The 18,327-nt window shown below is 58.5% G+C and carries 21 protein-coding genes; 10 read left to right on the top strand and 11 right to left on the bottom strand.

Translation table 11 applies throughout. The features are described 5' to 3' along the window. Positions 1-57 precede the first annotated feature (57 nt). Positions 58-117, bottom strand: coding sequence for a protein YpfM (ypfM, locus tag AACV31_RS22065; RefSeq protein ID WP_100207200.1), 60 nt, complete (start codon positions 115-117; stop codon positions 58-60). Between the two features lie 195 nt (positions 118-312). Here ypfM and AACV31_RS22060 point away from each other — a divergent pair, with 195 nt between their 5' ends. From AACV31_RS22060 to AACV31_RS22045, 4 genes are all read left to right on the top strand, one after another. Beyond that, positions 313-744: a GNAT family N-acetyltransferase gene (locus AACV31_RS22060; protein WP_165156072.1), complete on the top strand. Its 432-nt coding sequence runs from the start codon at positions 313-315 to the stop codon at positions 742-744. A gap of 104 nt (positions 745-848) precedes the next feature. Next, entirely contained in the window at positions 849-1,205 is a 357-nt protein-coding gene (locus tag AACV31_RS22055) for an ArsC family reductase (protein ID WP_165156070.1), read from the top strand. 4 nt (positions 1,206-1,209) lie between these two features. Next, entirely contained in the window at positions 1,210-2,337 is a 1,128-nt protein-coding gene (gene dapE / locus AACV31_RS22050; protein ID WP_075198252.1) for a succinyl-diaminopimelate desuccinylase, read from the top strand. A 28-nt stretch (positions 2,338-2,365) separates the two neighbouring features. Beyond that, positions 2,366-2,554 (top strand): YpfN family protein, encoded by a 189-nt coding sequence (locus AACV31_RS22045; RefSeq protein ID WP_007700459.1) that lies wholly within the window; start codon positions 2,366-2,368, stop codon positions 2,552-2,554. Between the two features lie 60 nt (positions 2,555-2,614). On the opposite strand, the gene ypfH is transcribed toward AACV31_RS22045, so the two are convergent. The 6 genes from ypfH to dapA form a co-directional block, all read right to left on the bottom strand. Continuing rightward, positions 2,615-3,313, bottom strand: coding sequence for an esterase (ypfH, locus tag AACV31_RS22040; protein ID WP_075198251.1), 699 nt, complete (start codon positions 3,311-3,313; stop codon positions 2,615-2,617). A 73-nt stretch (positions 3,314-3,386) separates the two neighbouring features. Then, the gene (locus AACV31_RS22035) at positions 3,387-5,414 is read right to left on the bottom strand and encodes a tRNA(Met) cytidine acetyltransferase TmcA (RefSeq protein WP_304505129.1); all 2,028 of its coding nucleotides are present in this window, start codon (positions 5,412-5,414) and stop codon (positions 3,387-3,389) included. Positions 5,415-5,429: 15 nt separating this feature from the next. Further along, positions 5,430-6,290 (bottom strand): KPN_02809 family neutral zinc metallopeptidase, encoded by an 861-nt coding sequence (gene ypfJ, locus AACV31_RS22030; protein WP_015742064.1) that lies wholly within the window; start codon positions 6,288-6,290, stop codon positions 5,430-5,432. 134 nt (positions 6,291-6,424) lie between these two features. After that, on the bottom strand, positions 6,425-7,138 hold the full coding sequence (purC, locus tag AACV31_RS22025) for a phosphoribosylaminoimidazolesuccinocarboxamide synthase (protein WP_075198250.1): 714 nt from the start codon (positions 7,136-7,138) through the stop codon (positions 6,425-6,427). Between the two features lie 129 nt (positions 7,139-7,267). Further along, positions 7,268-8,302, bottom strand: a complete 1,035-nt coding sequence (gene bamC, locus AACV31_RS22020; RefSeq protein WP_075198249.1) for an outer membrane protein assembly factor BamC — start codon at positions 8,300-8,302, stop codon at positions 7,268-7,270. A gap of 16 nt (positions 8,303-8,318) precedes the next feature. After that, entirely contained in the window at positions 8,319-9,197 is an 879-nt protein-coding gene (gene dapA, locus AACV31_RS22015) for a 4-hydroxy-tetrahydrodipicolinate synthase (protein WP_007763133.1), read from the bottom strand. A gap of 147 nt (positions 9,198-9,344) precedes the next feature. Between dapA and AACV31_RS22010 the strand changes: the two genes are divergently transcribed. Then, positions 9,345-9,914, top strand: coding sequence for a glycine cleavage system transcriptional repressor (locus AACV31_RS22010; protein WP_041923809.1), 570 nt, complete (start codon positions 9,345-9,347; stop codon positions 9,912-9,914). Positions 9,915-9,916: 2 nt separating this feature from the next. Then, entirely contained in the window at positions 9,917-10,387 is a 471-nt protein-coding gene (bcp, locus tag AACV31_RS22005) for a thioredoxin-dependent thiol peroxidase (RefSeq protein ID WP_032806680.1), read from the top strand. Between the two features lie 45 nt (positions 10,388-10,432). Here bcp and AACV31_RS22000 read toward each other — a convergent pair whose 3' ends face one another. After that, entirely contained in the window at positions 10,433-11,497 is a 1,065-nt protein-coding gene (locus AACV31_RS22000) for an AI-2E family transporter (protein ID WP_075198248.1), read from the bottom strand. A gap of 223 nt (positions 11,498-11,720) precedes the next feature. Here AACV31_RS22000 and bepA point away from each other — a divergent pair, with 223 nt between their 5' ends. Together bepA and arsC are read left to right on the top strand one after the other, a co-directional pair. Further along, on the top strand, positions 11,721-13,187 hold the full coding sequence (bepA, locus tag AACV31_RS21995) for a beta-barrel assembly-enhancing protease (protein ID WP_075198247.1): 1,467 nt from the start codon (positions 11,721-11,723) through the stop codon (positions 13,185-13,187). 11 nt (positions 13,188-13,198) lie between these two features. Next, positions 13,199-13,555, top strand: a complete 357-nt coding sequence (gene arsC / locus AACV31_RS21990; RefSeq protein WP_007763147.1) for an arsenate reductase (glutaredoxin) — start codon at positions 13,199-13,201, stop codon at positions 13,553-13,555. 51 nt (positions 13,556-13,606) lie between these two features. Here the strand turns inward: arsC and AACV31_RS21985 are convergent, their stop codons facing one another. The 3 genes from AACV31_RS21985 to upp all read right to left on the bottom strand — a co-directional run bounded on the left by AACV31_RS21985 (position 13,607) and on the right by upp (position 16,401). After that, positions 13,607-14,308 carry a DnaA inactivator Hda gene (locus tag AACV31_RS21985; RefSeq protein ID WP_015742072.1) on the bottom strand — a complete coding sequence of 234 codons (702 nt, stop codon included), beginning with the start codon at positions 14,306-14,308 and terminating at the stop codon, positions 13,607-13,609. A 96-nt stretch (positions 14,309-14,404) separates the two neighbouring features. Further along, positions 14,405-15,694, bottom strand: coding sequence for a uracil permease (gene uraA / locus AACV31_RS21980; RefSeq protein ID WP_165156066.1), 1,290 nt, complete (start codon positions 15,692-15,694; stop codon positions 14,405-14,407). An 80-nt stretch (positions 15,695-15,774) separates the two neighbouring features. Continuing rightward, on the bottom strand, positions 15,775-16,401 hold the full coding sequence (gene upp, locus AACV31_RS21975; RefSeq protein WP_015742074.1) for a uracil phosphoribosyltransferase: 627 nt from the start codon (positions 16,399-16,401) through the stop codon (positions 15,775-15,777). 232 nt (positions 16,402-16,633) lie between these two features. On the opposite strand from upp, the gene purM reads away from it, so the two are divergent. Both purM and purN read left to right on the top strand, forming a co-directional pair. Then, positions 16,634-17,671 carry a phosphoribosylformylglycinamidine cyclo-ligase gene (gene purM, locus AACV31_RS21970; RefSeq protein WP_165156064.1) on the top strand — a complete coding sequence of 346 codons (1,038 nt, stop codon included), beginning with the start codon at positions 16,634-16,636 and terminating at the stop codon, positions 17,669-17,671. Then, positions 17,671-18,312, top strand: a complete 642-nt coding sequence (gene purN, locus AACV31_RS21965) for a phosphoribosylglycinamide formyltransferase (RefSeq protein WP_075198243.1) — start codon at positions 17,671-17,673, stop codon at positions 18,310-18,312. Before purM ends, purN begins: the two co-directional genes overlap by 1 nt. Positions 18,313-18,327 lie beyond the last annotated feature (15 nt).

Genomic DNA, 18,327 nt, shown 5'->3' with positions numbered 1-18,327 from the left:
TTACGCTATCGCTGCTGTGTGTCTATTAAAGCGATGTGCTCTTGCTTATTGCTGGATTTATTTACGAAGCATCGCTTCAATAAAGTCTTTCCAGTTCCCCAGTTCATGTTCAATCATAATGACCTCTCTTATTATTGTTTGCATGATACAAAAATAACGGCCTGGCGTGAAGACAATTTAACCAATCGAATTGATAAGCCTCCTTCATGTATTTCTTATCGGCGCTGAATTCAATATGACGAGGATAAGTTGTCTATAATGTGACGGCTGGCAATATTCGCGAATTTTTTACCAACTAAGAGGTAAACTGGCATGCGCATCATCACACATCAGCACCTTGAAAACCCCGACTGGCAAGCGCTGGCGACGCTGATAGAGCGCGCAGGGCTCGGCGCGCGCGATCCGCAGGAAGTCGAACGCTGCTACCGCAACAGCACCTTCGGCTGGTATGGCTTTCATGAAGGAAAACTGGTGGCGACGGCGCATGCCATTAGCGATCTCACATGGTCGAGTTATGTCGCGGATATTGTTGTCGATCCCGATTTTCAGGGCCGAGGATTCGGGCATCAATTAATGGACGAGATCCTCGAAACGCTTTTGCCTTTTGGTAAAGTTTTTATCTATGCAGTTTTGGATAAAGTCGCTTTTTATAAAAAATATCAATTCCGCGAATTGACCAGCGGAATGGTGTGCGCCAGCGATGAAAACTTATTCAAAATGTATGAGAAGGGATTTATACGCTAACCATAATTGTGAGTGATGCGTTATATTAGCAGGCTATTGTTTACCCTATTATCTATTCGGATAATTTGTTTAAGTAAACGAGTTTTGGACAAAAGGATTCAATTATGGTCGTGATGTACGGCATAAAGAACTGCGACACCATCAAAAAAGCACGCCGCTGGCTTGAAAATAATCACATAGATTATCAATTCCACGACTACCGCACTGACGGCCTTGATGCACAAATGATGCATAAATTCATCGCTGAGCTGGGCTGGGAGGCGCTGCTGAACACCCGCGGCACCACCTGGCGTAAGCTTGATGAGGCGCAACGCGCGACGATTACCGACGCCGACCGCGCAGCCGCGCTGATGCTGGAAATGCCGGCAATCATTAAACGACCATTGCTCTGCGCGCCCGGTAAGCCTATGCTGCTTGGTTTTAGCGAATCCACTTACCAGCACTATTTTAACGAGGTCTAGTGTTATGTCTTGCCCGGTTATTGAGCTGACGCAGCAGCTTATTCGTCGCCCTTCTCTTAGCCCCGATGATGCGGGCTGCCAGGCGCTGCTGATCGAGCGGCTGCGTGCCGTAGGGTTTACGGTCGAGCCAATGCATATTGGCGACACGCAGAACTTCTGGGCATGGCGCGGCACCGGCGAAACGCTGGCCTTCGCAGGGCATACCGATGTGGTGCCCGCAGGCGATGTCGAGCGCTGGATCAATCCGCCGTTTGAGCCCACTATCCGCGACGGGATGCTGTTTGGCCGCGGCGCGGCGGACATGAAAGGTTCGCTGGCGGCGATGGTCGTGGCGGCGGAGCGCTTTGTCGCGCAGCATCCGCACCATCGCGGGCGCCTGGCGTTTCTTATCACCTCCGATGAGGAAGCGAGCGCCACCAACGGCACCGTTAAAGTGGTGGAAGCGCTGATGGCGCGCGGCGAACGTCTCGATTACTGCCTGGTGGGCGAACCGTCCAGCAGTGAAGTGGTCGGCGATGTGGTGAAAAATGGCCGTCGCGGCTCGCTCACCTGCAACCTGACCATTCACGGCGTGCAGGGCCACGTGGCGTATCCGCATCTGGCGGATAACCCGGTGCACCGCGCCGCGCCGATGCTCAACGAGCTGGTCGGTATCGAGTGGGATCGCGGCAATGAATTTTTCCCACCCACCAGCATGCAGATTGCCAATATTCAGGCGGGCACCGGCAGCAACAACGTCATTCCGGGCGATCTCCACGTGCAGTTTAATTTCCGCTTCAGCACGCAGCTGACCGACGAGATGATCAAACAGCGCGTCGTGGCGCTGCTGGAGCAGCACCAGTTGCGCTATACGCTGGACTGGTGGCTCTCCGGCCAGCCATTCTTAACCGCGCGCGGTAAACTGGTCGATGCGGTCGTCAACGCCGTTCACCACTATAATGAAATTAAACCGCAGCTGCTGACCACCGGCGGCACGTCCGACGGGCGCTTTATCGCCCGCATGGGCGCGCAGGTGGTGGAGCTTGGGCCGGTCAACGCGACGATTCACAAGATCAATGAATGCGTCAAAGCGTCTGACCTGCAGCTGCTGGCTCGTATGTATCAACGCATTATGGAGCAACTCGTCGCCTGACGAGCGCTCTCAAGACGAGGATAACGTCATGGAATGGCTTGGAAAATATTGGTGGGTGCTGGTGCTGGTGTTTCTGCTCGGCGTCCTGCTGAACGTGATTAAAGATTTAAAACGGGTGGATCATAAGAAGTTTATGGATAACCGTCCGGAACTTCCTCCCCACCGCGATTTTAACGATAAGTGGGACGACGAAGACGACTGGCCGAAGAAGAAGTAAGCGCCAGCTTCTCCTCTCCGGCTTCTCCGTCAGGCAACCCGCCTGACGGAGCGCCCCGCGTTACATCATCTGAATCACATCGTCATCGCCAGGCTTACCGCCGCTTAACGCCTCATCAAAATAGTGCTTCGGCACGGTATAGCGCAGATGATCGAGCGCCAGCTGCATGCTGCGGTTATCGATCGCATGCCCCAGATCCTCAACGATATCGAGCGTGACGTCGCCGCCGGCGCGCAGCAGCGCATCCGCCGCCGCCTGGGCGTAACGGGAATCGATCACTTCATCATCCTCACCGTGGATCAAATGCACCGTCGTGGCCGTGGTGGCTGCGGTCGGCAGTTCTGCGAAGCGGCCGTTAAACGCAATGACGCGAGAAGCCAGGCCTGGCGCGGCTTTTACGCCTTCCAGCACCATGATCGCGCCCTGCGAAAAACCGATAAGCGCCGTGGCGGCCGGGCTGACGCCGCTTTCGCGCTGCCAGTGACGCACGGTGTCGATAAACGTCGGCATAATTTCATCCACCCTCTGCTGGCGGTTGGATTCGGTAACGCCCTGGACGGAAAACCACTCTCTTCCCGGTGCCGGGCCGCTCGGCGCGGGCCCGCCGACGCTGACGACCAGCGCGTCCGGGAATAGCGGCGCGAAATAGCTGCCTATCTCGCCCATGGCCACCGGGTTATCCCCGACGCCGTGGAACAGCAGCAGCAGTTGTCTGGCGGGCAGTTCAGGGCTCTGAACCACAAAATGATCATGTCTCATGGCACTCTCCTTCATGGGTTACAGCCAGTTTACGCCGGCCTGAACAGATGACCATCGCAATTCATTGATGGACTTAGTGGAAAAATTGCCATTGCATAAGTTGCGCATTTAATGCCGCAGCGCGCGGCGCATCAAGCGCTTCCAGCGCCAGCGCGGTTTCCTGACGCAGCGCGGCGAGTAGCGCTTTACGCCCGGAAAGCCCCAGCTGGCGGCACAGCGCGTCCACCGGGGTTTGCAGCTCCAGCCGCCCGCGCAGCGCCTGCAATGCCTGCGGGCTCGCCTCAAGCAGCCGGTACAGCGGGCCGAGAGAGGTTTCCAGCGGGCGGTGCGCGAACGCGAATCCGGCGAGCGCTAACCAGTCATCTTCATTAAGGGTAGCCTGGGGGGCGGGCGTCAGCGGCAGCGTTTCATCCACCCAGCGCTGGAGCATCGCCGCGTCGCGCGCCAGCCGCTGGTGTTCGTCACGCACGAGCCTCGCGCCTGCCATGCTCAGCGGCAGCAGCGCCATCGCGTTATAACAGCCGCTGCTGGCCTCGCGATGGCTGCCAAAACGCACCAGCGTAAAACCGCAGCGCTGCCAGAAACGCCACAGCGCGGGCGTATAGCCGAAGCTCACCGAAAGATAGTCACAGCCGTCAGGCGCCTGCGCGCGCGCCTGCTCAATCAACTGACGGCCAATGCCTTCGCGCTGACGGCCCGGATGTACCGCGACACGGCTTATGCGCAGTCCCCTGAGCGTGGCGGCGAGTGGATCGCCACCGTGGGCCGCCAGCGACTGCGCCACCAGGTTGCCGCGCGGACGGCGATAACCGGCCCACACCGCCTGGCTCAGCGCCGCCTCCAGGCCGCCTTCCGCCACTAACCACAGCGCGCCGACGGTCTCGCCGCCCGCTTCGGCGGCGATAAACGACTGATTCGGGGCATCCATCATGCGGCGCAAATCGAGCGGCGAGGTGCGATAGTGCGCGCCCGCCAGCAACCGGTAAAGCGCGGCGGCGCGGTCGGGCATCGTTTGCCAGTCGCGCTGATAAACCGGATAAAAACGAACGTCGCCTGCGGGCGTGCACGCGAAATCGTCATCGTCAAAGAGCAGCGCCTGGCTTACCAGCCGCTCCAGCGGATCGTCCTGCGCCCAGCGCACCGGCGTACTCAGCGTGCGATAGCGCAGGCCGTCGATGCCCGCGCAGAATTTAAGTAAGAAACCGCGCCCGGTGCCTTCGTAGCCCTGCACGGTACTGGTCAGAAGCGCGGCGGGAAACGCCCGCACCAGCTTTTGCAGCACCGGGCCAGGCAGCGCAGCGGCTTCATCTATAATGAGCCAGTCGCAAGGCGCGAGCGTGCCTTCGTCAAGCGCGGCCAGCAGGGCGTCCGGCGCCATAAACTGAAATTTATCGCCCGCGTGCGCGGCGATAACCTCCGCCGAGGCGCGCGCAGGCGCAGTCACCAGCGCCCTGCCCGGCAGCGCGCGAATAAACATACCGGCGAGCGCCGATTTCCCGCGCCCGCGCGCGGCGGTGATCACCGTCACGCCATCGGGGGTGGTTAAGAGCTCATCCAACAGCAGCGCCTGCTCCCGCTGCGGCTCGCCGTGCGCCGGGCACCAGCGCGGGCGCGGCGCAGACGGGACTGCCTGCAATGGCTGCTCCTGACGCCAGCAGATAACGTCCGGATCCTGTGCGAAAAGGTGCTGGAGATGATGAATAAAATGCGGCGTGGGGATAGGCTCGCGGCTGTCGCTCCAGCGGCAGGCGTCGTTATCGACGCGAGTGGGCCAGGCCTGCCAGGGCGGCGTTAACAGGACCAGCCAGCTGCCTGCTTTGAGCGTGCCTGCGAGCGCGGCAAACGCCGCGGCGTCAAAGCCGCTGCGGGCGTCAAAGACGGCATGCAGGTATTCGCGCCCGAGCAGCGTATTGATAGCGCCCGGCGCGCCATTCAGCGCCATCTCCGGCGCGCTGCCCACCCACAGCCAGTCGCCGGGCAGCGTGTTCGCCAGCTGTTGCGCCTGCTGCGAGCTCCACGTTTCATCGCCGCTTAATACCAGCAGGCGGCGAATGCCTGCGGCTTCCATCTGCGTCGTCAGCGTGGCGAGGCTGTCACTCACGACCACTTTCCTGCACTACAGCGCATTGCCAAAGGTGTTGCACTGCGCCGGATCGCCGCTGTCAAAACCGCGCTTAAACCAGCTGTAGCGCTGATCGGACGTGCCGTGGGTAAAGCTGTCAGGCACAACGCGCCCCTGGCTTTGCTGCTGAAGGCGGTCGTCGCCAATCGCCTGCGCGGCGTTCAGCGCCTCCTGCAAATCGCCGGTTTCGAGCACGCCCTCTTTGTGCATGGCGTTGCCCCAGACGCCCGCAAAACAGTCCGCCTGTAACTCAAGGCGCACCGAGAGACGGTTCACTTCCGTCTGCGAGGCATTTTGCTGGAGCTGGCGCACTTTCGGCTCGATGCCAAGCAGCTTCTGCACATGGTGGCCGACTTCGTGAGCGATAACATAACCCTGCGCGAAATCACCGCCTGCGCCGAGCTTCTCTTTCATTTCGTCATAGAAGGAGAGATCGATATACACCGTGCTGTCCGCCGGGCAGTAGAACGGGCCCATTACTGACTGGCCGGTGCCGCAACCGGTACGGGTCGCGCCGCGGTACATCACCAGTTTCGGGTCCTGATAGGTACGGCCCATTTTCTGAAATTGCTGGCCCCAGCTCTCTTCAGTCGTGCCGAGAATAACCGAGGTGAATTTCGCCGCTTCGTCTTCGTTCGGGCTGATGGAGCGTGACGCCTGCTGGCTGACCGGCGCGCCGCCGGTAAGAAGCCCGGTGAGATCGACGCCGTAATAACTGGCGACCACCACCACCACCAAAAGCACCAGCCCGCCCTTTCCGGCAGGCAGGCGGAACCCGCGTCCGCCCATCATCGGCGAACTGCTGTTTCGTCTGTCTTCCACGTTGTCGCTTTCGCGACGTCCTTGCCAACGCATACTCTGACCTCATCACTACTTTCAATTATTATGATAATGATCGTAGGTGGTTCAGGCGCGCTTTACCATAAGAAAACGGGGGAAGGCGCAGGGTATGAGGGCCATACCCTGCGAAAAATCGAAGGGAAAAGCGGTTAGTCGAGATTGACGCCAAGACGGCGAGCGACTTCTTCATAGGCTTCAATAAGGCCGCCCAGGCTCTGACGGAAGCGGTCTTTATCCATTTTATCCATGGTTTCTTTATCCCACAGACGCGCGCCATCTGGCGAGAATTCATCGCCCAGCGTCACTTCGCCGTTGAACAGACCAAACTCCAGTTTGAAATCAACGAGGATCAGGCCCGCGTCGTCAAAGAGCTTTTTCAGCACGTCGTTGGCTTTGTAGGTCAGCTCTTTCATGCGCGCAAGGTTTTCCTGGCTCACCCAGCCGAAGGTTTCGCAGTAGGATTCGTTAACCATCGGATCGTGCATCGCGTCGTTTTTCAGGAACAGGTCGAACAGCGGCGGGTTAAGTTCGATGCCCTCTTCAATGCCGAGACGCTTCACCAGCGAGCCCGCCGCGCGGTTGCGAATAACGCACTCCACCGGGACCATATCGAGCTTTTTCACCAGCGCTTCGGTATCAGAAAGCAGCTGTTCCATTTGCGTCGGAATGCCCGCTTCGGCCAGTTTGCTCATGATGAAATAGTTAAACTTGTTGTTCACCATTCCCTTACGGTCAAACTGCTCAATGCGGGCGCCGTCGCCTGCTGACGTATCATTGCGGAACTCGAGCACCAACAGATCCGGGTTTTCCGTGCTGTATACGGTTTTCGCTTTGCCACGATACAACTCAGCTTGCTTTTGCATCTTTATTACTCCAGGTATGGTGACCGCTCGCGCGGCCTGATGATTTATCACAAAATTTGCCGGTTTCTGGCGACGCACACGTTTGCGTATGCCGCAGAAAAAAGGGCCGGAGTGATCCGGCCCTGCGTATTACTTGCTGAATGCAGCCTGGAAGGCGGCGACCAGCGCGTCGTTCTGCGACTGGGTCAGCGTATGGCCTTTCGGGTCGATGAACTGCAGGCTGGTGCGGTTATCGAGATCGCCGACCTGAAGTTTGTAATCGCCGTTAGAGAGGCCCGGATCGCGCGCGCCCAGTGCCTGCCAGTCGCTGTCAGACAGCGCTTTGTAGGTCACGGCGACGCTGCCCGTGGAACGGGTGGAGTCGGTCACTTTCATGCCCACTTTCGCGAGCGTATCCGGCAGGCGGTTCCACACGGCGTTAAACGGCGCGCGAACGACCAGTACCGGCAGGCCGACATCGTCGGAACCGCTGGTGACGTCAATTTGCGACGCGGTGCGGTTATCGGCGGCGTTCTGGCGCGCGGTGTCGTTTTTATCAAGCCCGGATGCGATTGCGTTCAGCATTTCAGCGCTGTAACGTTGCAACGAGGCGGTATCCGCCACCGGTTTGCCATCCTGCTCAAGATTGATGAGCTTCACCACCAGCGCCTGCTGGTAGCCCTGCGGCTTCACGCTGACCTGATAACGACCGCGATATTGCTGATCTTCATCGGCGCGGTTCCACTGCACCCAGTCGGTGTTAAGCGTCTGGGAGGCGTCGTCGCGTTTCTCGATCGTGTAATTGAGCGACTGCACTACGCTGACCACCTGCGGCCAGAGCGAACCGTTGCGACCGCTTTCCAGCAGCAGCGTGGCGGTGTCGCCAGTGAACTGGGTACGCGCGCCGCTGACCAGCGCCAGCGGCTGTGTTGGCGGGCGAATATCAAGCTGTTTGCCAACCGGGCCGTTGCTACGGGAGGCCGGGATGTTATAGTCGCCGTTTTGCACCGGCAGGATCATCCCGGCCGGGGCGTGCAGTTCTGCCAGCGGAGCCGCGTCCAGATAGGACTCGTCGCCGCTCACCTGACGCTTATAGCGCGAATCGGAACTACAGGCGGCGAGCAGCATCACCAGCGATACGGTTGCTACTTTCGCCACACGCGACTTCTGTACTGAGTAAGCCATCAAATCTCCCTAAACTTTACAGCAGACCGGCATGCTTAAGCGCGGAGCCAATAATGTCGCGACCGGCATCGGTAATCGGCGTCATCGGCAGGCGCAGCGTATCGGTCGCCACAAGTCCCAACTCCTTACAGGCCCATTTCACCGGGATCGGATTGGGTTCGACAAATAATTTATGGTGCAAAGGCATCAGGCGACGATTGATGATGCGCGCATCGTCAAACTTCCCTTCCGCCGCGAGCCGGCACATATCGGCCATATCGCGCGCCGCGACGTTGGTGGTAACGGAAATCACCCCGTGGCCGCCAAGCTGCATGAAGTCCATCGCCGTGGCATCGTCGCCGCTTAACAGCGCGAAATCATCAGCGACCAGCTCTTTGATCAGGTGAACGCGGCTTAAGTTCCCGGTCGCTTCTTTGATACCGACAATATTTTTAATTTTCGCCAGACGTCCCACGGTCTCCGGCAGCATATCGCAACCGGTACGGGACGGCACATTATAGAGGATCTGCGGCAGGTCGGTATGCTCCGCGATAGCTTTAAAATGCTGGAACAGGCCTTCCTGAGTCGGACGGTTGTAATACGGCGTAACGGTCAGGCAGCCTGCGATGCCGCTGTCATTGAAACGCTGGGTCAGGCCGATGGCCTCGGAAGTGGCGTTCGCGCCCGTGCCTGCGATAACCGGGATGCGGCCGTCGGCAAGCTCCAGCGTCATCATCACCACCTCAACATGTTCGTCATGGCTGAGCGTAGCGGATTCCCCGGTCGTCCCGACCGATACAATCGCCGACGTTCCGTTAGCGACATGGTAATCAATCAGTTTTTTCAGGCTCGCCCGGCAGACATTACCTTTTTCATCCATCGGCGTGATAAGCGCGACAATACTTCCCGTGAACATTGGCCATCCTCTGTGCAAACTGGAGCCTCAATGGTACGTTTGGTGCCGTAATAAAAGCAAGCGGCCAGGGGGCGCTATGCGGTTGTATGGCGGATTTTTTTATGGTTTCCTAAGGATTAATTCATCGTTTCAACAGGAAGCACAGGTTTGACATCCTCATCCCCCCATTATCTGGTGATTACCGCGCTGGGAGCCGACCGCTCAGGTATCGTTAACACTATCACCCGCCATGTCAGCAGTTGCGGCTGCAATATCGAAGATAGCCGTCTGGCGATGCTGGGAGAGGAGTTCACGTTCATCATGCTGCTGTCCGGCAGCTGGAACGCGATTACGCTGATTGAATCCACGCTGCCGCTTAAAGGCGCGGAGCTGGATTTGCTGATTGTGATGAAACGCACCACCGCCCGTCCGCGCCAGGCGATGCCGGCGTCCGTCTGGGTACAGGTAGAGGTAGAAGACTCGCCGCATCTGATTGAGCGCTTCACCGAACTGTTCCATTCTCATGACATGAATATCGCTGAACTTATCTCGCGCACGCAGCCTGCGCAGGAAAATAAGTCCGCACAGCTCTATATTCAGATAACGGCGCACAGTCCGGCTTCACAGGATGCGACGATTATCGAACGGCCTTTCCGCCAGCTCTGTACAGAGCTGGACGCGCAAGGCACTATTAGCGTGGTTAATTATCCACAGCAAGATGAACAGGATGGAGTGTAGTGATGAATCCACTGAAAGCCGGTGATATCGCACCGAAATTTAGCTTGCCCGATCAGGACGGTGAACAAGTAAATTTGACCGACTTCCAGGGACAGCGTGTTCTGGTTTATTTCTATCCCAAAGCCATGACGCCGGGCTGCACCGTCCAGGCATGCGGGCTGCGCGATAATATGGATGACCTGAAAAAAGCGGGTGTGGAAGTGCTGGGCATCAGCACTGATAAACCTGAAAAGCTCTCGCGTTTCGCTGAAAAAGAGCTGCTTAATTTCACGCTGCTCTCGGATGAAGATCATCAGGTGAGCGATCAGTTTGGCGTCTGGGGTGAAAAATCCTTTATGGGGAAAACCTATGACGGCATTCATCGCATCAGCTTTCTGATCGATGCCGAAGGCAAAATCGAGCATGTGTTCAATGATTTCAAAACCAGCAATCACCACGATGTGGTCATGGCCTGGCTGAAAGAGAACGCCTGAATACGCTCTGCCGGGAGGCGCAATGCCTGCCCGGCTTGTATAACGTTACTCTTGCGCCGTCGGCGTCGTTTCCGGCCAGGCGTGAGCCACCGCTTTAATCAGCGTCGCCAGCGGAATGGCGAAGAAAATCCCCCAGAACCCCCACAGCCCGCCGAAAATCACTACCGAGAGAATAATCACCAGCGGATGCAGATTCACCGCCTCTGAGAACAGCACCGGCACCAGCACGTTGCCGTCCAGCCCCTGAATAATCAGATATACCGCAAAGCAGCTCCAGAACTCCGTGCCCATGCCGAACTGAAACAGCGCCACGCACACCACCGGGATGGTCACCATAAACGCGCCGATATACGGGATGAGCACGGAAATGCCCACCAGCACCGCCAGTAATAGCGAATAGTTAAGCCCGAAAATCAGAAAGCCTATCCAGGTGGCGACACCCACCACAATCATCTCCAGCACTTTGCCGCGAATATAATTGGTGACCTGCTGGTTCATCTCCACCCAGACCTGGCCCGCCAGGCCGCGGTTGCGCGGCAGCACGCGCCGCACCGCATTGAGCAGCTGTTCCTTGTCTTTAACTAAAAAGAACACCATCAGCGGCACCAGGATCAGATAGATGGCGAGCGTCAGCAGGCCCACCAGTGAGGCGAGCGAATATTTCACGACGGAATCGCCAAGCGTAATGATGCGGGTGCGCATATTTTCAGCGATCGCATCGATAATGCCCGCGTCCATCAGCGCCGGGAAGCGCTTCGGCAGCGTCGCCGCAAAATCGGAGAGCTTATTGAGCATGCCGGGAATATCGCGGATCAGGTTAATCCCCTGCTGCCAGGCCACCGGCACTACGACGAACGCCATTACCAGCACAATGCCGATAAAGAGCACCAGCACCAGCGTCGCGGCAAGCCCGCGCGAACAGCCGATGCGTTGCAACCGTGAAGTCGGCCACTCCAGCAGATAAGCGAGGACGATAGCCACCAGCAGCGGGGCCAGCAAACCGTGGAGAAAGAAGAGGATACAAAAACCAGCGACCAGAATCGCCAGCAGCGCTATCGCCTCCGGATCGCTGAAGCGACGACGATACCACTGGGTTAACATTTCAAGCATAAAAGACCTTCCCTGACGGGTGACGGCACAGGTGCGAGGGCGAATTGTATCGAAATGTCACAAAAAAGACCGTGATTTTTGTGCCCCCTGGCAGACAACCCGCCGTCGGATGAATATGATTTCCCGACGCATTTGTAAAACGGACTTCCCAGCCAGGCGCGCGGACTGAACAAAGCGATGCCGGGCGGGTCAAAAGAGACTCTATACAGACGGGAAAGAGGCTATGTTCAGGCAGTTGAAAACGACACTGGTTGCAACGCTTATCGGCAGTATGCTGGCAGGCCCGCTTGCGCCCGCCTTTGCAGCGGACCCGGCCGACGGTTTGCCGGATATGGGCACGTCAGCGGGCAGCACGCTCTCTATCGGTCAGGAGCTTCAGATGGGCGATTATTATGTCCGTCAGCTGCGCGGCAGCGCGCCTCTGATTAACGACCCGCTGCTGGTGCAATATATCAACGGGCTGGGTATGCGTCTGGTCTCGCACGCCGATTCGGTAAAAACCCCTTTCCACTTCTATCTCATCAACAACGACGAAATTAACGCCTTCGCCTTTTTCGGCGGCAACGTGGTGCTGCACTCGGCGCTGTTCCGCTATGCCGATAACGAAAGCCAGCTCGCCTCGGTGATGGCGCACGAAATCTCCCACGTTACCCAGCGCCATCTGGCGCGCGCGATGGAAGATCAAAAGCGCAGCGCCCCGCTCACCTGGGTCGGCGCGCTCGGCTCTATACTGCTGGCGATGGCGAGCCCGCAGGCGGGCATGGCGGCGCTCACCGGCACGCTCGCCGGTACTCAGCAGGGCGTTATCAGCTTTACCCAGCAGAACGAACAGGAGGCCGACCGCATCGGCATCCAGGTGCTGCAACGCTCCGGCTTTGATCCGCAGGCGATGCCGACCTTCCTTGAAAAATTGCTCGACCAGGCGCGCTACTCCACACGCCCGCCGGAAATTCTGCTCACGCACCCGCTGCCGGAAAGCCGTCTGGCGGACGCCCGCAACCGCGCGAACCAGATGCGCCCGGTGGTATCGCAATCCTCCGAGGCGTTTTACATGGCCAAAGTGCGCACACTGGGCATGTATAACTCCGGGCGCAACCAGCTCACCAGCGATATTCTGGATTCGCTCGCCAAAGGCAATCAGCGCGAACAGCACGCCGCGCAGTATGGCCGCGCCCTGCAGGCGATGCAGGATAAACGCTTCGCCGAGGCGCGCCAGCAGCTGGAGCCGCTATTGCGCGCGCAGCCGGGCAACGCCTGGTATCTTGACCTCGCCACCGATATTTCGCTTGGCGAGCACAAAGCGCAGGAGGCGATCGATCGTCTGAAAAGCGCGCCGGATCTGAAAACCAATCCGGTGTTGCAGCTTAACCTCGCCAACGCGTATCTGGAGGGCAGCCAGCCGGCGCAGGCGGTGACTATTCTTAACCGCTACACCTTCACCTGGCCTGATGACACCAACGGCTGGGATCTGCTGGCCCAGGCGCAGGCGGCGCTGGGCAATCGCGATCAGGAGCTGGCCGCGCGCGCCGAAGTAATGGCGCTGCTGGGTAAACTCGATCAGGCGATTACGCTGCTCAGCAGCGCCAGTTCGCAGGTGAAACTCGGCAGCCTGCAACAGGCGCGCTATGACGCTCGTATCGATCAGATCCGCCAGTTGCAACAGCGCTTCCGCCCTTACGAAAAAATGTAACAGGAGAGACCATGTCCCGGGACGTGACGATTTACCATAACCCGCGCTGCTCGAAGAGCCGCGAAACCCTGAGCCTGCTGACCGAACGCGGCATTGAGCCTGATGTCGTGCTGTATCTGGAGACGCCGCCGGATGCGGCGACGATCAAAACGCTGCTGAAACAGCTCGGGTTCAGCCAGGCGCGCGAACTGATGCGCACGAAAGAAGAACTCTACAAAACGCTGAATCTGGCCGATGCGTCGCTCAGCGAAGAAGCGCTGATTCAGGCGATGGTAGATAACCCGAAACTGATTGAGCGCCCGATTGTGGTGAGCGATGGCAAAGCCCGGCTGGGGCGACCGCCGGAACAGGTGCTGGAAATTCTTTGATAAAAAACGCCGCGATCGCTTCTCGCGGCGTTCTTCTTTCTACGACGGCTTTTACAGCCCGAGCGTGTCTTTTACAAACGGGATCGTCAGCTTGCGCTGGGCGCTGATCGAGGCGCGATCGAGCTGATCGAGCGTCAGAAACAGCGTGCGCATTTCGCGATCGAGGCGTTTTAACAGAAAACGCCCCACATCCTCTGGCAGCTCGAAACCGCGCATCCGCGCGCGCAGTTGCAGCGCCTGGAGCTTATCGTCATCGGAAAGCGGCTGGAGCCGGTAGATTTGCCCCCAGTCGAGGCGCGAGGCGAGATCGGGCAGCTTCAGGTTCAGCTGGCGCGGCGGCCGGTCGCCGGTGATAAGCAGCCGGGTATTGCCTGATTCCAGAATGCGGTTATAGAGATTGAAGATAGCCATTTCCCAGAGCTCGTCGCCTGCGATGCACTCGATATTATCGATGCACACCAGCGAGAGTTGCTCCATGCCTTCCAGCACTTCCGGGACAAACCACGTGCGTTTATCCAGCGGCACATAGCCGACCGCGTCTCCGCGTTGCGAAAGCTCGGCGCAGGCGGCATGCAGCAGATGGCTGCGTCCGCCCCCCTCCCGGGACCAGAAATAGATGTAGCCGCTGCGGTCGTGACGCAGCATCGTCTGGAGTGCGGCTAATAAAGAGGGGTTGTCGCCCGGCCAGAAGCTGGCAAACGTTTCGTCATCGGGCAGCCAGAGCGGCAAGGAGAGCTGTGCCGGTGTGTTCAGAAGGACCTCTTCAAGGACATGCGAAAAAACGCATTGAGTCTATCACACAATCGCTTCGCTGTTGAACCGGGCGGACAGCGCCGCCCGGCAGGCGGATCACTGCGGCGATTTTTCCTGCTCGTCAGCGTCAAGCACCGTCTCTTCAGGGCGCAATACGTTGATAAGTTTGAAAATCAGGCTCAGCGCCACGCCAACGATCGTCGCCAGCGCCATGCCTTTCAGCTCGGCCGCGCCGACATGGACTTTCGCGCCGCTGACGCCGATGATCAGGATTACGGAGGTCAGGATCAGGTTCTGCGCCTTGCTGTAATCCACTTTAGATTCAATCAGTACGCGAATACCGGAAGCGCCGATCACGCCGTAAAGCAGCAGTGAAACACCGCCCATCACCGGCACCGGGATAATCTGGATCGCCGCTGCCAGTTTGCCGACGCAGGAGAGCAAAATCGCGATAATCGCGGCGCCGCCGATAACCCAGGTGCTGTAGACGCGGGTGATCGCCATAACGCCGATATTCTCGCCATACGTCGTGTTCGGCGTGGAGCCGAAGAAGCCCGAGATGATCGTCGAGAAACCGTTAGCAAACATCGAGCGGTGCAGGCCCGGATCGCGAATAAGATCTTTTTTCACGATATTCGCCGTCACCACCAGGTGCCCGACGTGTTCGGCGATCACCACCAGCGCCGCAGGCAGAATGGTGAAGATGGCAAACCATTCAAAGCGCGGCGTGTAGAACGTCGGCAGCGCGAACCAGTGAGCATTGGCAATCGGCGTGGTATCCACGACGCCCATTACGAAGGAGAGCGCATAGCCCGCCAGCACGCCGATGAGAATTGGGATGATCGCAAGGAAGCCGCGAAACAGCACTGAGCCGAATACCGTGACCGCCAGCGTGACCAGCGAAATAGTAATGGTAGTGGAATCCGCCGTCTGGCCTTCCGCTGGCAACAGCCCTGCCATATTGGCGGCGACACCCGCAAGCTCAAGACCGATAACCGCGACAATCGCGCCCATCGCGGCAGGCGGGAACATGACGTCCAGCCAGCCGGTGCCCGCTTTTTTCACAATCAGCGCCACGATACAGAACAACACGCCGCAGACGATAAACCCGCCAAGCGCCATCTCGTAGCCGAGCGGCAACAGCAGCAGCACCGGGGAGATAAAGGCGAAGCTTGAGCCCAGATACGCCGGGATTTTGCCTTTGCAGATAAAGAGATACAGCAGCGTACCGATGCCGTTAAACAGCAGCACGGTGGCCGGGTTGATATGAAACAGGATGGGCACCAGCACGGTTGCGCCAAACATGGCGAACAGGTGCTGCAAACTAAGCGGGATAGTCTGTAAGAGCGGCGGACGTTCACTTACCCCGATAGCACGGCGCGTCATAGCGTTTTCCTCAAGAGTGTTGATGTGTGATGTTTAAGGGTGGGACCAAAAAAAAGCCGACTAAAAAGTCGGCTTAATGTTTATTTCGTACCAAATATTTTATCGCCCGCATCGCCGAGGCCCGGAATGATGTACCCGTGCTCGTTAAGCCCCTTGTCGATGGACGCGGTATAGAGTTCGATATCCGGATGCGCATTCTCCAGCGCCTTGATGCCTTCCGGCGCGGCAACCAGAACCAGCACCTTAATGCTGGTGCAGCCCGCTTTTTTCAGCAAGTCGATGGTAGCGATCATCGAACCGCCTGTCGCCAGCATCGGGTCGACAACCAGCGCCATGCGCTCGTCGATGTTAGAGACCAGCTTCTGGAAATACGGCACCGGCTCCAGAGTTTCTTCATCACGGTAAACGCCGACCACGCTGATGCGCGCGCTCGGGACGTTCTCCAGCACCCCTTCCATCATGCCAAGACCGGCGCGCAGGATAGGCACAACGGTAATTTTCTTGCCTTTGATTTGCTCGATTTCCACCGGGCCGTTCCAACCTTCGATGGTCACTTTTTCGGTCAGCAGATCGGCCGTAGCTTCGTAGGTCAGCAGGCTGCCCACTTCAGAGGCGAGTTCACGAAAACGCTTGGTGCTGATGTCATGCTCGCGCATCAGGCCCAGCTTGTGTTTAACCAGCGGGTGTTTCACTTCAACGATCTTCATTCTCTTTCTCCCCAGCAAGATGGCAACCACAAAAAAAATCGCCGGATTATACCGCTTTTTGCAGGCTGCGCCATACGTAATGGGCTTGATCGGGCTCAACCGAACAGAAGTCAGTCATCTTATAAGTGTGTTTTATTCAGCGCAACAAGGGCTCGCAAACGTTTGCCTGGACTGTTAGAATTGCCGCGATTTCTCTACTACCACCAACCGCAACCGCGTGGGGACTTTAGCAGTGACCGACAAAACCTCTCTCAGCTATAAAGATGCCGGTGTTGATATTGATGCTGGTAACGCTCTGGTCGACCGTATCAAAGGCGTCGTGAAAAAAACCCGTCGTCCGGAAGTGATGGGCGGCCTGGGCGGCTTCGGCGCCCTTTGCGCGCTGCCGCAGAAATACCGCGAGCCGGTACTGGTCTCCGGGACGGATGGCGTCGGCACCAAGCTGCGTCTGGCGATGGATCTGAAGCGTCACGACACTATCGGCATCGACCTGGTGGCGATGTGCGTTAACGATCTGGTGGTACAGGGCGCCGAGCCGCTGTTCTTCCTCGATTACTACGCGACCGGCAAGCTGGATGTGGATACCGCGGCGAGCGTGATTAACGGCATCGCGGAAGGTTGCCTGCAATCAGGCTGCGCGCTGGTCGGCGGCGAAACGGCGGAAATGCCGGGCATGTATCACGGCGACGACTATGACGTGGCCGGTTTCTGCGTCGGCGTGGTGGAAAAATCAGAGATTATCGACGGCTCGAAAGTCGCCGACGGCGACGTGCTGGTGGCGCTGGCCTCCAGCGGCCCGCACTCCAACGGCTATTCGCTGGTGCGTAAAATTCTTGAAGTGAGCGGCGCGGACCCGCAAGCCACCGAGCTTGACGGCAAACCGCTCGCCGATCACCTGCTGGCGCCGACCCGCATCTATGTGAAGCCGGTGCTGGAGCTGATTGAGAAGCTTGAGGTTCACGCCATCGCCCACCTGACCGGCGGCGGCTTCTGGGAAAACATTCCGCGCGTGCTGCCGGACAACACCCAGGCGGTGATTGATGAAGCCTCCTGGCATTGGCCCGCCGTCTTCAACTGGCTGCAGCAGGCGGGCAACGTCAGCCGTCATGAGATGTACCGCACCTTTAACTGCGGCGTTGGTATGGTCATCGCCCTGCCAGCCGCTGAGGCAGATAAAGCCGTAGAACTGCTTAACAGCCTTGGCGAAACCGCGTGGAAAATCGGCGCGATTAACGCCTCCGATGCCCAGGAACGCGTGGTTATCGCGTAATGAAGCGCATCGTAGTGCTGATTTCCGGCAGCGGCAGTAATTTACAGGCCATTATCGACGCCTGCGCGCAGAAGAAAATCAACGGCGTGATTAGCGCCGTCTTCAGCAACAAGGCCGACGCGTTCGGCCTTGAACGCGCGCGCGAGGCCGATATTCCCGCCCATGCGTTAAGCGCAGCCGATTTTGCGAGCCGCGAGGCGTTTGACCGCGAACTGATGCAGGAGATAGACGCTTACGCGCCAGATCTGGTGGTGCTGGCGGGTTACATGCGCATTCTGAGCCCGGCCTTCGTGGCGCACTATGAAGGACGGCTGCTGAACGTTCACCCTTCCCTGCTGCCCAAATACCCGGGCCTGCATACGCATCGCCAGGCGCTTGCCAACGGCGATGAAGAGCACGGCACGTCGGTGCATTTTGTGACTGACGAGCTGGACGGCGGCCCGGTGATTTTACAGGCCCGCGTCCCGGTCTTCCCCGGCGACAGCGAAGAAGACGTCACCGCGCGCGTTCAGGCGCAAGAGCATGCCATCTACCCCCTGGTGGTGAGCTGGTTTATCGACGGTCGTCTCGCGATGCGCGAGGGCCGCGCCTGGCTGGACGGGCATCCGCTCCCGCCGCAGGGTTACGCTTCTGAAGAGTGATTAAAGGGCCGCGAG

This window comes from Cronobacter sp. EKM101R, from assembly GCF_963888145.1.
Lineage (GTDB): Bacteria > Pseudomonadota > Gammaproteobacteria > Enterobacterales > Enterobacteriaceae > Cronobacter > Cronobacter turicensis.
The sequence above is the reverse complement of the archived record's forward strand: the minus strand, read 5'-3'. Positions and strand labels throughout refer to the sequence as shown.

Coding starts and splice junctions, on each gene's coding strand:
- AACV31_RS22060 (WP_165156072.1), top strand. CDS start 313: ATGCGCATCATCACACATCAGCACCTTGAAAACCCCGACTGGCAAGCG.
- AACV31_RS22055 (WP_165156070.1), top strand. CDS start 849: ATGGTCGTGATGTACGGCATAAAGAACTGCGACACCATCAAAAAAGCA.
- dapE (WP_075198252.1), top strand. CDS start 1,210: ATGTCTTGCCCGGTTATTGAGCTGACGCAGCAGCTTATTCGTCGCCCT.
- AACV31_RS22045 (WP_007700459.1), top strand. CDS start 2,366: ATGGAATGGCTTGGAAAATATTGGTGGGTGCTGGTGCTGGTGTTTCTG.
- ypfH (WP_075198251.1), bottom strand. CDS start 3,313: ATGAGACATGATCATTTTGTGGTTCAGAGCCCTGAACTGCCCGCCAGA.
- ypfJ (WP_015742064.1), bottom strand. CDS start 6,290: ATGCGTTGGCAAGGACGTCGCGAAAGCGACAACGTGGAAGACAGACGA.
- purC (WP_075198250.1), bottom strand. CDS start 7,138: ATGCAAAAGCAAGCTGAGTTGTATCGTGGCAAAGCGAAAACCGTATAC.
- bamC (WP_075198249.1), bottom strand. CDS start 8,302: ATGGCTTACTCAGTACAGAAGTCGCGTGTGGCGAAAGTAGCAACCGTA.
- dapA (WP_007763133.1), bottom strand. CDS start 9,197: ATGTTCACGGGAAGTATTGTCGCGCTTATCACGCCGATGGATGAAAAA.
- bcp (WP_032806680.1), top strand. CDS start 9,917: ATGAATCCACTGAAAGCCGGTGATATCGCACCGAAATTTAGCTTGCCC.
- AACV31_RS22000 (WP_075198248.1), bottom strand. CDS start 11,497: ATGCTTGAAATGTTAACCCAGTGGTATCGTCGTCGCTTCAGCGATCCG.
- bepA (WP_075198247.1), top strand. CDS start 11,721: ATGTTCAGGCAGTTGAAAACGACACTGGTTGCAACGCTTATCGGCAGT.
- arsC (WP_007763147.1), top strand. CDS start 13,199: ATGTCCCGGGACGTGACGATTTACCATAACCCGCGCTGCTCGAAGAGC.
- uraA (WP_165156066.1), bottom strand. CDS start 15,694: ATGACGCGCCGTGCTATCGGGGTAAGTGAACGTCCGCCGCTCTTACAG.
- upp (WP_015742074.1), bottom strand. CDS start 16,401: ATGAAGATCGTTGAAGTGAAACACCCGCTGGTTAAACACAAGCTGGGC.
- purN (WP_075198243.1), top strand. CDS start 17,671: ATGAAGCGCATCGTAGTGCTGATTTCCGGCAGCGGCAGTAATTTACAG.